The following is a 14,320-nucleotide window of genomic DNA, read 5'->3' as shown; positions in this document are numbered from 1 at the left end:
CGGGAAGCCCTACGACTCCAACGGAAGGACGGCGCGGAGGAAGGCGACGAGGTAGTCGACGAGTTCGCTGTCGCGGAGCCGTGCCGATCCGACACCCGCGGTACGCGGGATCGGAAGCGTCACGACGTGCGTCGTCGCCCGGTAGTTGGCCGACGAGTACATGCGCTTGAGGCGTACCTGCTGGCTGTCGAGAAGGATCATCGGTGCCACCCGGACCGACTGCCCGGCCAGGGTCACCTCGGTGATCCCGCGTTCCCGGCACCGGAGTCGGAGGCGGGCGATCGCCACGAGTCGCAGGGTCTCCTCCGGCGGCGGACCGTAGCGATCGTTCAGTTCGGCGACCACCTCGTCGACGTCGGAGTCGCTGGTCGCGGACGCCAGCTTGCGGTACGCCTCGAGGCGCAGGCGGTCGGCTTCCACGTACTCGGTCGGGATGTGTGCGTCCACTGGAAGGTCGATGCGGACCTCCGCCGACTCCTGCGACTCGACGACCTGACCGTCGGCTGCGGCGCGGTACGCCTCGACGGCCTCGCCGACCAGGCGCACGTACAGGTCGAAGCCGACCCCCGCGACGTGGCCGGACTGCTGTGCGCCGAGAACGTTGCCCGCGCCGCGCAGTTCGAGGTCTTTCAGCGCGACGGCCATGCCGGCGCCGAGTTCGTTGTTCTGGGCGATCGTCGCCAGCCTGTCGTAGGCGGTCTCGGTGAGCGGCTTCTCCCCGCTGTACAGCAGGTATGCGTAGCCGCGTTCGCGCGATCGGCCGACACGCCCCCGCAGCTGATGCAGCTGCGAGAGGCCGAAGTTCTCTGCACGATCGACGATCAGGGTGTTCGCGTTGGAGATGTCGAGGCCGGTCTCGATGATCGTCGTACAGACGAGCACGTCGTACTCGCGGTTCCAGAAGGCGTCGACGGTGCTCTCGAGCTGGTCTTCGCCCATCTGCCCGTGTGCGACGACAACCCTCGCCTCGGGCACCATGTTCGCGATGTCTTTGGCGACCTTGTCGATCGTCGATACGCGATTGTGCACGAAGAACACCTGGCCGTCGCGTAGCAGCTCACGCCGGATCGACGCAGCCACCTGCTTGGCCGAGTAGGCCCCCACGTAGGTGAGGACGGGGTGCCTTTCTTCGGGCGGCGTGAGAATCGTGGACATCTCACGGATTCCGGCCATCGACATCTCGAGGGTTCGTGGGATCGGCGTCGCCGACATCGTCAGCACGTCGACGTGTGTGCGGAGCGCCTTGATGTGCTCCTTGTGCTCAACTCCGAAGCGCTGTTCCTCGTCGACGATGACCAGACCGAGGTCCTTCCAGCGGATTCCTGTCTGCAGGAGTCGGTGCGTGCCGATGACAACGTCCACCTCACCCTCGGCCATCTGCCGGATGATCTCTTTCGACTCCGCGGCGTCGGTGAAGCGCGACAGGCCCTTCACCTTGACCGGGAAACCGGCCATGCGGTCGGTGAACGTCTGCAGATGCTGGCCCGCGAGGATGGTCGTCGGGACCAGCACTGCGACCTGCTTGCCGTCCTGCACGGCCTTGAACGCCGCTCGTACTGCGATCTCGGTCTTGCCGTAGCCGACATCGCCGACGATCACCCGGTCCATCGGCACCGGCTTCTCCATGTCGGCCTTGACCTCGGAGATCACCGTCATCTGGTCCATGGTCTCGGTGTAGTCGAACGCGTCCTCCATCTCCCGCTGCCACGGGGTGTCGGGACTGAACGCGAAACCCGGTGCCGCATGCCGTGCCGCGTACAGCTGGACCAACTCGCCCGCGATCTCACGAACCGCTTTGCGCGCCTTACGTTTTGTGTTCGCCCAGTCGGAACCGCCGAGCTTGCTCAGTGACGGCTGCTCACCGCCGACGTACCGCGACAGCTGGTCGAGGGATTCCATCGGCACAAACAACCGGTCGCCCGGCTGGCCCCGCTTGCCCGGCGCGTACTCGATGACGAGGTACTCGCGACGCGCACCGGAGACAGTCCGTTCGATCATCTCGACGAACTTGCCGATGCCGTGCTGGTCGTGGACGACCATGTCGCCTGCAGTCAGGGCAAGAGGATCGACTTGGTTTCGACGCTTGGCAGGAAGTCGGCGTCCGTCCTTCACGCTGGCGACGCGCGCACCCGTGATGTCGCCCTCGGTGGCTATGACCACCTGGGCCGACGGGAACACCACACCTCGTCGCAGCGTGCCGTGGTAGACGCCCACCGCATCGGTCGGCGGGTCTTCACCCGCATCGACGAGGCGAGCAGGTACCTCGGCCTCGCCCAGGCGTTCGACGAACCGAACAGCGGTTCCGCGTCCGGCCGCGACGACTGCGGCGCGCCCACCCGAGACCACCTGCGCGCGCAACGACTGCATGAACGCGGCAAGCTCCTTCTCGTCACCGTGCGGTGCGGGACCAGGCGCGACGTCGAGCACGAGCTCGTCGCCCGCGCCGGTCGCCAACGGGCTCAGCGTCCACCATTTATGCCCCGCGGCGAGCGTCGCCGACTCGACGTCGTCGACTCCGCGATACGCGCTCGCGGTGAGGTCGATCGCGCGGGCGTCGACCGGAGCGTCGGCGCCGAGCGCCGCGGCGTTCCACGACGCCTCGAGGAACTCCTCACCGGTCCGTGCCAAGTCGGTCGCACGCGTCCGGACCTTCTCCGGGTCGAGGACCAACACCCGGATCCCCTCGGGCATCACCTCGGTCAACAGTTGCATGTCGCCTTCGACGAGCGCAGGAATCAGCGCCTCCATGCCTTCCACCGGGATGCCGACGGCGAGCTTCGTCAACATCTCGCGCAGACTCTCGTCCGACGTGGACTGCGCCAACTCGTCCGCGCGGTCGCGCACCTGTGCGGTCAACACCAGTTCGCGACACGGATGGATCTGCACTGCCGACGCGTTGACCTCCGGCTGCGTCCGCTGGTCGGCGACGGAGAACGCGCGCATCTCCGTGATCTCGTCGCCCCAGAACTCGACACGAACCGGATAGTCGGCAGTTGTCGGGAACACGTCAAGGATGCCGCCTCGCACCGCGAACTCACCACGACGCCCGACCATGTCGACACGTTCGTACGCCATCTCCACCAGCTGCTCGATGAGCACGTCGAACTCGAACTCGACGCCCTCGGTCAAGGTGAGCGTCCGGAGGCCGCCCAGTCCCGGCGCCATCGGTTGAACCAGGGACCGAACAGTCGTCACGACCACCTTGAGCGGGTCTGTTCCCGGTGACGCGAGTCGATGAAGCACCGCGAGCCGTGCGCCGACGGTGTCGGCGCTCGGTGAGAGTCGCTCGTGCGGCAGTGTCTCCCACGACGGGAACTGCGCGACGCTGCTCCGACTCGGCAGCAGCTCGCTCAGCTCAGCCGTCAGATCGTCTGCTTCACGGCCGTTGGGCGTCACAACCAGCACCGGAGCTGCATCGATGTCGGCGAGAGCAGCGACCAGGAACGGCCGCACCGCGTCGGGTGCACTCACATCCAGACGCGTTCGCCCCGCCCGCTCGCGGACCGACGCGAACGCGCCGTCCCGCAGAGCGAGCGGAGTCAGAGCGGACAGAGAGGATTCCGAAGTCGACACTCGGATCATTCTATTCGCCCGCTCTGACACCGCCGACTCGCCGCGACCCCGCCCGACCACGGTCAGACGAAGAGTGTCTCCCCGAGGTACTCCTTCGCTCCCGGGAGCATCGCGTAAACCGCCGATCCGATGGGGGTCGTCCACTCGTTGAGCGCATCGTGGTCGGACAACCGCTGCTGAACGGGCACGTACTGCACCAGGGGATCCCGCTGATACGTGGCGAAGATCAGGCCGCTGTCTGGCGGCGAGTCGTAGTTGTACGGCCTTCGCAGAAACTGCTCGCGATCGGACCGTTGGTGCGCTCGCGCGATGTGGGACGACTCCGGGATCACCGGAACGCCGCCGCGAGTGGCCGTGAACACCGGCTCGTCGTGCTCGTCGACGCCGGTCAAGGGCGCCCCGTTGTCGAGGGTGCGCCCGGTGGACAGTTCACGACCGCGCCGGTCGAGCGCCTCCCACGTGTCCATGTTCATCGCGATACGCCGTAAGACGAGTGATGTCCCGCCCGCCAACCACTTCTGCTCGGCGCCGTCGTTCCACACCAGGTCGTCGTGCCTGTCGTCGGCGGGTTGAACGGTGCCGTCCACCTGGCCGAACAGGTTCCGACCGTGGTGGAACCCCTGCTGAACCCACTTCAGGCGGGTTCGCCTGCGAACGGGTGCGATCACGGCACGGACGGCGTGCGCGAGCGACATCGGATCATCCGACGCGACAAGCACCACCAGATCGGTCTGTCCCCAACGCTCCTGCAATCGGTCGATGGCGAATGGCGGCAGCGGCGCGAGCCACGACGGCCGTCGCTCCGCCAGTGCAGACGACGTGAACGCGCCGGGTCCAAGACCCACCGTCACCGACAATCGTGCGGGCGCGGTGGCGAGTTCCGGTTCGGTGTCGGAGAACCCCGGCTTCCCCTGGGTGAGGTTGGCGGCGTCTTGCGACCACATGCGCAGAATCCCCTGCAATGCTTGATGATCGGCCTTGTCGAGGAGATCGATCCCGATGAAGCTGGCGTGGGTCTGCATCGGTGTGACGATCCCCGACTGGTGCCGGCCGAAGAACGGCAGCGTCGACGCCTCCGGTTGGGGGGACGACATCTCGCGCCCCGCGCCGACCGCTGCCGCCCCGACCCCGAGCCCCGCCAGACCGACACCGCCAGTCAGGAGGGTGCGCCGCGATACACGACTCACTTGTGCTCCGACGGCGCGTAATTCTCCTGGTTGCCGTCGAAGTCGCGAGCGATCGCGTCGATGTTCGTGGTGGAGCCGTCAGCGAAGCGGACGGTCACCCGCACCGAGTCGCCCGCCCGGACCGGCTTCTTCAAACCCATGAACATGAGGTGTTCTCCGCCGGGGTCCAGAGTCAGCGAGCCGTTCGCCGGAATGACGAAGCCGCCTGCCTTCGCGCGCATCGTGGTGGTGCCGCCTTCGTCGATCACTTCGTGCGGTTCGACGCTGTCGGCGACGTCGCTCGAAGCCGACACGAGCCGGACGTCCGATTCGGTGCTGTTCTCAAGCACACCGAATGCTGCGGTCATCCCGCTGTCGGCTGCCTTCACCCATGGTTGCGAGACGCTGATCGCGTCCGCGTTTCGAGTGGTGTCGGCGGAATCGGTGCCGCACGCTCCGAGAAGTGCGGCGGATGCGACGGTGACTGCCGTGAATGCGGTCAATCCGGCCGAGCGGATCAGTTGGCTGCGTGCCATGAGTTCTCCTGAAATCTGCGAGTGTGTGTCCGCGCCGAACATGAACCGGCGCGAAGAGATGGCCCGTTCTCAAACGGACACGAGGACTTCGTGCTCCTCCAACAAGAGCGAACGAAGCGAGTCGAGAGGTCACACACTCATGGGAGGACCGCGGATACCCGCGGAGGAGAAGACGTCTCGGGGGACGCAGCGTCGGACGTCGACGAAAACGGCCGTCCACGAGACCTCGGCGCCAACGGCCACTCCGGCCGCGACCCTTGTCAGGTGAGCGACCCGGGACGCGAAGGCCCGTTCCACACGCTCGGCGAGGACGAGGACAACAACCACGATGGGCACGGCGATGACGTGCCACGCGGTCATGCGTCCATCCGGCACGACTGACGAGCCGTGGCCGAGCATGGACAACGCCAGGTGGGCGGCGATCTGGCCCCCGACAAGAGCGGACGCAGTACCGATCCAGCCGTTGCGGATGTGGCCGCGGGAGCGCCGCTCTTCGGTGACGCGGACCTGGTTGGCTCGGACGACACCGACGACCATTGCCAGCGCGATCAGTACCAGGACATGTGCGGTGGACGGTCCGTGACCGCCGAAGCCTCCTCCGAGCACGTGCGCGGCGACCCCGAGGATCACCGACGCCGCAGCCGCGAGCACCCCGTGAGTCGCGGCGTGCACCGGCGGCTCAGTGGTATTCGGGCTGATCATCACCCATTGAGACTACCAATCACTCCTGCGGGTCCCCGGCCGCCAGGGAGAGCTGCATGTAGACGCAGCCGAGCCAACGATCGAATTTGTACCCCACTCCCGCGGACCGTCCGACCTCGATGAATCCAGCCCGTTCGTGCAGTCTGATCGACGCGGGCACTTCTTCGGAGATGACGGCCATGATGTTGCGCACGACAGATGTGTCGGTCGCTTCGATGAGCGCGGTGAGGAGTGTCGAGCCGTGCCCACGACCCGATGCTTCCGGCCGGAGGTAGATGCTGTCCTCAGCGGTCCATCCCCACCCTGCCTTACCTCGGTAGGCGCCGAGGTAGGCGTATCCGATCACACCCGGCATGATGTCGGGATCCTCCGCTGCCAGGAACGGTCGGCCGGCATCAAGAGTCGCCGCGAGCTTGGCACGCCATTCGTCGACGTCGGGCGCGTCGTGATCGAACGTGGCGACGGACGTCTCGACGTAGTGGCGGTAGATCTCAGCGAACGCCGCGCAATCGGCGGGTTCAGCGGTGCGCAGAGTGAGCATCCGTCGATTCTCCCGCATGGACGCCCCACTAGGCTCTAGTGAATGGGCGATTCCGCGCGAGATCACACTGATGCCGACGGGCACCTGAAGAAGGGGCTTCGGCCCCGCCATCTCATCATGATGAGTCTCGGCTCGGCGATCGGCGCCGGACTGTTCGTCGGATCGGGGCAGGGCATCACGCTTGCCGGCCCGGCCGCCCTGCTGTCGTACGCGATCATCGGCCTGATCATCGTCTCCGTGATGCGGATGCTGGGTGAACTCGCAGCAGCCGACCCCAATCCCGGAGCGTTCTCGTACTACGTGGGCAAGGCTCTCGGTCCCGGTGCCGGCTTCATGATGGGCTGGCTGTGGTGGATCCAGATGACCGTGGTGGTCGCCGCCGAGGCGTTGGCGGCGGCCGAGGGGTTGCACGGGCTGATCGGAGTGCTGCCGACATGGGCGTGGGCGCTGATCTTCATGACTGTCTTCAGCATCCTGAATCTCAGCGGCGCAGCACATTTCGGTGAACTAGAGTTCTGGCTGGCGCTCATCAAGGTGCTGTTCATCGTGGTGTTCCTCGCGTTGGGAGCCGCGTATCTCTTCGGCTGGCTGTCCGAACCCTCCCCCGGGCTGAGCAATGTCGGCGAGATCATGCCGAATGGGATCGGCGGCATCAGCGCGGCCCTCCTCGTGATCGCGTTCGCTTTCGGTGGCATCGAGATCATCGCCGTCGCGGCCGCAGAGACAGACGACCCCGGCCCCAGCGTCACCAAGGCGATCCGGACCATCGTGTGGCGGATTCTGATCTTCTACATCGGCTCTGTGCTCGTGATCATGCTGGTGCTCCCAGTCGGAGACGAGCGCCTCGAGTCCGGTCCATTCGTCGGCGTCCTGGAGCAGGCGGGTCTACCGGCTGTCGCGTCGGCGATCGGGGCCGTCATCGTCATCGCATTGTTGTCCTCGATGAATGTGAATCTGTACGGCGCGTCTCGCATGTTGTTCTCGCTCGGCGCGCGACGCATGGCGCCTCGTACTGCGATGCGCACTGCAGATAACGGCGTCCCGTGGGTCGCCGTCCTCGCGAGTGTGCTCGTCGGGTTCCTCGTTGTCCCCGCGACCTATTTCTGGGGCGGCCAGGTGCTCGACAAACTTCTCTCGCTCGTCGGCTCCACGCTGCTCGTCACGTGGATGGCGATCACCGTCGCGCAGATCGTCCTTCGACGCCGCGCCGAGAAAGACGGCACCACACTTCCGATGAAGATGTGGGGCTATCCGTATCTCTCGTGGATCACGTTCGCCGCGCTGGTCGGCATCGTCGTGCTCGGATTGACGACCGATGCGGTGCGCGGTCAGATCGTCTCGACCGCAGTTCTAGCGGTTCTGTTGTGGGGCGCTGGAACGATCAGCCATCGTCGTTCGCTGCGTGGGCGGTAGACGGGTTCAGGTTCGGGTGGACTGTCGCCTGCGTCGACTCCTTGTATGCGGAGTCGACGAGAACGGGTTCCGGGTCGAGTCGAGTGAGCCCGTTCCAACACAGGTTCACCAGATGGGCTGCAACGACTTCTTTCGCGGGCTCCCGAACGTCGAGCCACCATTGGGCGGTCACCGACACCATTCCGACGAGCGCCTGTGCATAAAGCGGAGCAAGTTTGGGGTCGAACCCACGACGGTCGAAGTCGCTCGCCAGAATATGCTCCACCTGGCTAATCGCATCGTTCAACAGGCTTGAATATCGTGTGTCGCCGTCTCCGACAGGTGACTCGCCACGAACGAGGATCTTGAATCCGTCGGTCCGCTCCTCCATGTACGTCAAGAGAGCAAGCGCGACCTGCTGAATGCGGTACAGCGACCGGTTCTGGGTGAGCGACGCAGTCACCATCTCCAGTAGCTTGTCCATCTCACGGTCGACGACAACCGCGTACAGCCCCTCTTTGCCGCCGAAGTGCTCGTAGACGATCGGCTTGGAGACGCCGGCCCGCTGGGCGATCTCTTCGATCGACGTGCCGTCGAAACCTCGCTCGGCGAACAGGCCGCGTGCAACTTCGATGAGCTGCAGACGACGCTGTGCTCCCGTCATACGTGCTCGCGGAGCCTTCACCACGTCTGCGGCGCCTTTGGCCGGCCTGTCGATCGCCATGAGTCCAGTCTATCTGGCTGTGAAGCCCCGAAAAGTATTCGAGCCCCTCAACCACAAGGGTTGAGGGGCTCGAATAGAGTTGAGTTCGGCGGTGTCCTACTCTCCCACACTGACTAAAGTGCAGTACCATCGGCGCTGGAGGGCTTAGCTTCCGGGTTCGGAATGGGGCCGGGCGTTTCCCCTCCGCTATAGCCACCGAAACAATATGAAACTATCACCAACCACAAACCTAAACGGTCGTGATCGTGTGTTGTTTCAGAAGTAGATAGTGGATGCGACCATCACAGACATCAAACAAAATGTGTGTGAGTGTTGTTAGTAAGTCCTCGGCCTATTAGTACCAGTCACCTGAACACATTACTATGCTTACAGTTCTGGCCTATCAACCCCATAGTCTGTAGGGGGCCTTACCCACCCCGAAAGGTGGTGAGAAACCTCATCTTGGAACAGGCTTCCCGCTTAGATGCTTTCAGCGGTTATCCCTTCCGAACGTAGCTAACCAGCAGTGCTCCTGGCGGAACAACTGGCACACCAGAGGTTCGTCCGTCCCGGTCCTCTCGTACTAGGGACAGGTTTCCTCAAGTTTCTAATCGCGCGCGGCGGATAGAGACCGAACTGTCTCACGACGTTCTAAACCCAGCTCGCGTGCCGCTTTAATGGGCGAACAGCCCAACCCTTGGGACCTACTCCAGCCCCAGGATGCGACGAGCCGACATCGAGGTGCCAAACCATCCCGTCGATATGGACTCTTGGGGAAGATCAGCCTGTTATCCCCGGGGTACCTTTTATCCGTTGAGCGACACCGCTTCCACTTGCCGGTGCCGGATCACTAGTCCCGACTTTCGTCCCTGCTCGACATGTACGTCTCACAGTCAAGCTCCCTTGTGCACTTACACTCAACACCTGATTGCCATCCAGGCTGAGGGAACCTTTGGGCGCCTCCGTTACATTTTAGGAGGCAACCGCCCCAGTTAAACTACCCACCAGGCACTGTCCCTGAACCCGATCAGGGTCCGAGGTTAGAAGCCCAATACGATCAGAGTGGTATTTCAACAACGACTCCACCAACACTAGCGTGCCAGCTTCACAGTCTCCCACCTATCCTACACAAACCGTACCGAACACCAATACCAAGCTATAGTGAAGGTCCCGGGGTCTTTTCGTCCTGCCGCGCGAAACGAGCATCTTTACTCGTACTGCAATTTCGCCGAGTCTGTGGTTGAGACAGCAGAGAAGTCGTTACGCCATTCGTGCAGGTCGGAACTTACCCGACAAGGAATTTCGCTACCTTAGGATGGTTATAGTTACCACCGCCGTTTACTGGGGCTTAAATTCTCAGCTTCGCGGATTACTCCACTAACCGGTCCTCTTAACCTTCCAGCACCGGGCAGGCGTCAGTCCGTATACATCGTCTTACGACTTCGCACGGACCTGTGTTTTTAGTAAACAGTCGCTTCTCTCTGGTCTCTGCGACCACAACCAGCTCACACCGCAAAGGTGATCACCAGCCATGGCCCCCCTTCTCCCGAAGTTACGGGGGTAATTTGCCGAGTTCCTTAACCACAGTTATCTCGATCGCCTTAGTATTCTCTACCTGACCACCTGTGTCGGTTTGGGGTACGGGCCGTGCACCAACTCACTAGAGGCTTTTCTCGGCAGCATAGGATCACTGAATTCACCATAACGGCTACGCATCACCTCTCAGGATCAATGTGACACGGATTTGCCTATGTCACTCCCTACAGGCTTACACCAGTACAACCACTGACTGGCCCAGCTACCTTCCTGCGTCACCCCATCGCTTGACTACTACACCCAAGGTCCCACGCAGCCACACTAAGACAACCCCGAAAGGCTGAAGCAATGCTTTTGGATGGTTAGTACAGATGATTCGCCACTGGGCGCGGATACACGGGTACGGGAATATCAACCCGTTGTCCATCGACTACGCCTGTCGGCCTCGCCTTAGGTCCCGACTCACCCTGGGCGGATTAACCTGGCCCAGGAACCCTTGGTCATTCGGCGGACAAGTTTCTCACTTGTCTTTCGCTACTCATGCCTGCATTCTCACTCCCACACCCTCCACCACTAGATCACTCTGTGGCTTCCACGGATGCAGGACGCTCCCCTACCCACCCACACCACTAGACAACCCCCCAAAGAGGGTTGCCGATGTACATGTGTGAGTGCCGCGGCTTCGGCGGTGTACTTGAGCCCCGCTACATTGTCGGCGCAGGATCACTTGACCAGTGAGCTATTACGCACTCTTTCAAGGGTGGCTGCTTCTAAGCCAACCTCCTGGTTGTCTTCGCGACCCCACATCCTTTTCCACTTAGTACACGCTTAGGGGCCTTAGCCGGCGATCTGGGCTGTTTCCCTCTCGACTACGAAGCTTATCCCCCGCAGTCTCACTGCCACGCTCTCACTTACCGGCATTCGGAGTTTGGCTGACGTCAGTAACCTTGTAGGGCCCATCGGCCATCCAGTAGCTCTACCTCCAGTAAGAAACACGTGACGCTGCACCTAAATGCATTTCGGGGAGAACCAGCTATCACGGAGTTTGATTGGCCTTTCACCCCTACCCACAACTCATCCCCTCCATTTTCAACTGAAGTGGGTTCGGGCCTCCACAAAGTCTTACCTCTGCTTCACCCTGGCCATGGGTAGATCACTCCGCTTCGGGTCTAGACCCAGCGACTCATTCGCCCTATTCAGACTCGCTTTCGCTACGGCTACCCCACACGGGTTAACCTTGCCACTGAGCACTAACTCGCAGGCTCATTCTTCAAAAGGCACGCCATCACCCCACCACAAAGGGAGGCTCTGACGGATTGTAAGCGCTCGGTTTCAGGTACTATTTCACTCCCCTCCCGGGGTACTTTTCACCTTTCCCTCACGGTACTAGTCCGCTATCGGTCACCAGAGAGTATTTAGGCTTACCGGGTGGTCCCGGCAGATTCACAGCAGATTCCACGAGCCCGCTGCTACTTGGGAAACACCAAAGCCAGACCACAAGTTTTCGGTTACGGGACTCTCACCCCCTACGGCAGACCATTCCAGGCCACTTCACCTAACCCATGATTTTCTTACTGACCTCACCGCCGGCAGACGATGACATGATGCTCCCACAACCCCACACGCACAACCCCTGCCGGGTATCACATACGCGCGGTTTAGCCCCATCCGCTTTCGCTCGCCACTACTCACGGAATCACTATTGTTTTCTCTTCCTGTGGGTACTGAGATGTTTCACTTCCCCGCGTTCCCTCCACACTCCCTATACATTCAGAAGTGGGTAACACGACATAACTCGTGCTGGGTTTCCCCATTCGGACACCCTCGGATCACAGCTCGTTTGACAACTCCCCGAGGACTATCGCGGCCTACCACGTCCTTCATCGGCTCCTGGTACCAAGGCATCCACCGAACGCCCTAAAACACTTACAACAACACCCACAAACACACCACAACAACAACCACCCCACAAAACAGGACAGCCACCACTGTGACACGAATGTGGACATCACAATAGATTCAACATACTTTTTGAAATTGCAATACAATACACCTTGAACGTGTCAAGATGCTCGCATCCACTATCCACTTCTCAAACAACACACACCCACCCACCCCCACACCCCAACACAGAGGCGGAAAGTCAGCGAGCAGCAGAAAAAACAACAACAACCGACAGAAAAAATCCGCCGGCCGGTGTGTTCTCTCAGAACCCCGATAGTGTGTATCTAGCAGCCATGCAGTCACCCGCATGACTCCACCCACATAAAAGCGACCACACATAATTGTGCTCGCCGCAGGCGCGTCTTGTGTTTCACCCTGAACAAACACCGATCTCGACCGCATTCGGGTTGAGCATCGGTATTGTTGTTTGCTCCTTAGAAAGGAGGTGATCCAGCCGCACCTTCCGGTACGGCTACCTTGTTACGACTTCGTCCCAATCGCCGATCCCACCTTCGACGGCTCCCTCCCCGAGGGGTTAGGCCACCGGCTTCGGGTGTTACCGACTTTCATGACGTGACGGGCGGTGTGTACAAGGCCCGGGAACGTATTCACCGCAGCGTTGCTGATCTGCGATTACTAGCGACTCCGACTTCATGGGGTCGAGTTGCAGACCCCAATCCGAACTGAGACGCGCTTTAAGGGATTCGCTCCACCTCACGGTCTCGCAGCCCTCTGTACGCGCCATTGTAGCATGTGTGAAGCCCTGGACATAAGGGGCATGATGACTTGACGTCATCCCCACCTTCCTCCGAGTTGACCCCGGCAGTCTCCTGCAAGTCCCCACCATTACGTGCTGGCAATACAGGACAAGGGTTGCGCTCGTTGCGGGACTTAACCCAACATCTCACGACACGAGCTGACGACAGCCATGCACCACCTGTACACCAACCACAAGGGGGGCTATATCTCTATAGCTTTCTAGTGTATGTCAAACCCAGGTAAGGTTCTTCGCGTTGCATCGAATTAATCCACATGCTCCGCCGCTTGTGCGGGCCCCCGTCAATTCCTTTGAGTTTTAGCCTTGCGGCCGTACTCCCCAGGCGGGGTACTTAATGCGTTAGCTACGGCACGGAACTCGTGAAATGAGCCCCACACCTAGTACCCACCGTTTACGGCGTGGACTACCAGGGTATCTAATCCTGTTCGCTCCCCACGCTTTCGCTCCTCAGCGTCAGTTACTACCCAGAGACCCGCCTTCGCCACCGGTGTTCCTCCTGATATCTGCGCATTTCACCGCTACACCAGGAATTCCAGTCTCCCCTGTAGTACTCAAGTCTGCCCGTATCGCCTGCACGCCTGCAATTGAGTTGCAGAATTTCACAGACGACGCGACAAACCGCCTACGAGCTCTTTACGCCCAGTAATTCCGGACAACGCTCGCACCCTACGTATTACCGCGGCTGCTGGCACGTAGTTGGCCGGTGCTTCTTCTCTAGGTACCGTCACTTGCGCTTCGTCCCTAGCGAAAGAGGTTTACAACCCGAAGGCCGTCATCCCTCACGCGGCGTCGCTGCATCAGGCTTGCGCCCATTGTGCAATATTCCCCACTGCTGCCTCCCGTAGGAGTCTGGGCCGTGTCTCAGTCCCAGTGTGGCCGATCACCCTCTCAGGTCGGCTACCCGTCGTCGCCTTGGTAGGCCATTACCCCACCAACAAGCTGATAGGCCGCGGGCCCATCCCAAACCGCAAAAGCTTTCCACACCCCACCATGAAGCGAAGTGTCATATCCAGTATTAGACCCAGTTTCCCAGGCTTATCCCAGAGTTTGGGGCAGATCACCCACGTGTTACTCACCCGTTCGCCACTCGAGTACCCCCGAAGGGGCCTTTCCGTTCGACTTGCATGTGTTAAGCACGCCGCCAGCGTTCGTCCTGAGCCAGGATCAAACTCTCCAACAAAAAATGTGAAACAAACACACCCCCAAAAAGAGTGCGCGATTTCAGCACAAGCCAGAAAGCAAAACCTGACCAAATCCAAAAAACTGACAAAGATTCAATCATAAACAAAACAAAAACAAATTCTTGTCCGTCACAACATCCTCAATGCCACAAAACAAAAATAATGTGGCACAAGAACATCTATCTACACACTATCGAGTTCTCAAAGAACACACACCCACCAGCACCAACCCGCACAAACACAGGCCGAACTCCAGTGAACTCAATTA

7 protein-coding genes and 3 rRNA genes are annotated in these 14,320 nt (G+C 61.2%); 1 reads left to right on the top strand and 9 read right to left on the bottom strand.

Annotation, left to right across the window (positions count from 1 at the left end; translation table 11 throughout):
• Positions 1–9 precede the first annotated feature (9 nt).
• The 5 genes from mfd to JVX90_RS03060 all read right to left on the bottom strand — a co-directional run bounded on the left by mfd (position 10) and on the right by JVX90_RS03060 (position 6,518).
• A complete protein-coding gene (mfd, locus tag JVX90_RS03080) occupies positions 10–3,573 on the bottom strand; it encodes a transcription-repair coupling factor (RefSeq protein ID WP_240194036.1) in 3,564 nt (1,187 codons plus the stop codon).
• A gap of 62 nt (positions 3,574–3,635) precedes the next feature.
• A complete protein-coding gene (locus JVX90_RS03075) occupies positions 3,636–4,760 on the bottom strand; it encodes a Dyp-type peroxidase (RefSeq protein WP_205330995.1) in 1,125 nt (374 codons plus the stop codon).
• Positions 4,757–5,275 carry a copper chaperone PCu(A)C gene (locus tag JVX90_RS03070; RefSeq protein WP_205330994.1) on the bottom strand — a complete coding sequence of 173 codons (519 nt, stop codon included), beginning with the start codon at positions 5,273–5,275 and terminating at the stop codon, positions 4,757–4,759. The genes JVX90_RS03075 and JVX90_RS03070 overlap by 4 nt, the downstream gene beginning before the upstream one ends.
• Positions 5,276–5,404: 129 nt before the next feature.
• Positions 5,405–5,977 (bottom strand): hypothetical protein, encoded by a 573-nt coding sequence (locus tag JVX90_RS03065; RefSeq protein ID WP_205330993.1) that lies wholly within the window; start codon positions 5,975–5,977, stop codon positions 5,405–5,407.
• 19 nt (positions 5,978–5,996) lie between these two features.
• Positions 5,997–6,518 carry a GNAT family N-acetyltransferase gene (locus JVX90_RS03060; protein ID WP_205330992.1) on the bottom strand — a complete coding sequence of 174 codons (522 nt, stop codon included), beginning with the start codon at positions 6,516–6,518 and terminating at the stop codon, positions 5,997–5,999.
• A gap of 42 nt (positions 6,519–6,560) precedes the next feature.
• On the opposite strand from JVX90_RS03060, the gene JVX90_RS03055 reads away from it, so the two are divergent.
• Positions 6,561–7,931 (top strand): amino acid permease, encoded by a 1,371-nt coding sequence (locus tag JVX90_RS03055; protein WP_205330991.1) that lies wholly within the window; start codon positions 6,561–6,563, stop codon positions 7,929–7,931.
• Here the strand turns inward: JVX90_RS03055 and JVX90_RS03050 are convergent.
• From JVX90_RS03050 to JVX90_RS03035, 4 genes are all read right to left on the bottom strand, one after another.
• Entirely contained in the window at positions 7,900–8,634 is a 735-nt protein-coding gene (locus JVX90_RS03050) for a TetR/AcrR family transcriptional regulator (RefSeq protein WP_205330990.1), read from the bottom strand. The genes JVX90_RS03055 and JVX90_RS03050 overlap by 32 nt on opposite strands.
• 83 nt (positions 8,635–8,717) lie before the next feature.
• A 5S ribosomal RNA gene (rrf, locus tag JVX90_RS03045) occupies positions 8,718–8,834 on the bottom strand.
• 114 nt (positions 8,835–8,948) lie between these two features.
• Positions 8,949–12,081, bottom strand: a 23S ribosomal RNA gene (locus JVX90_RS03040).
• Between the two features lie 450 nt (positions 12,082–12,531).
• Positions 12,532–14,051, bottom strand: a 16S ribosomal RNA gene (locus JVX90_RS03035).
• Together the 16S, 23S and 5S rRNA genes form the textbook arrangement of a ribosomal RNA operon.
• Positions 14,052–14,320 lie beyond the last annotated feature (269 nt).

It is taken from the genome of Gordonia sp. PDNC005, assembly GCF_016919385.1.
In the GTDB taxonomy this organism is placed as follows: domain Bacteria; phylum Actinomycetota; class Actinomycetes; order Mycobacteriales; family Mycobacteriaceae; genus Gordonia.
Note: the sequence above shows the minus strand (reverse complement) of the source record. Positions and strands in the feature narration are given on the sequence as shown.

Excerpts from the sequence above, each read along its gene's own strand:
- JVX90_RS03070 (WP_205330994.1), bottom strand. The coding sequence starts at position 5,275 with ATGGCACGCAGCCAACTGATCCGCTCGGCCGGATTGACCGCATTCACG.
- JVX90_RS03065 (WP_205330993.1), bottom strand. The coding sequence starts at position 5,977 with ATGATCAGCCCGAATACCACTGAGCCGCCGGTGCACGCCGCGACTCAC.
- JVX90_RS03060 (WP_205330992.1), bottom strand. The coding sequence starts at position 6,518 with ATGCTCACTCTGCGCACCGCTGAACCCGCCGATTGCGCGGCGTTCGCT.
- JVX90_RS03055 (WP_205330991.1), top strand. The coding sequence starts at position 6,561 with ATGGGCGATTCCGCGCGAGATCACACTGATGCCGACGGGCACCTGAAG.
- JVX90_RS03050 (WP_205330990.1), bottom strand. The coding sequence starts at position 8,634 with ATGGCGATCGACAGGCCGGCCAAAGGCGCCGCAGACGTGGTGAAGGCT.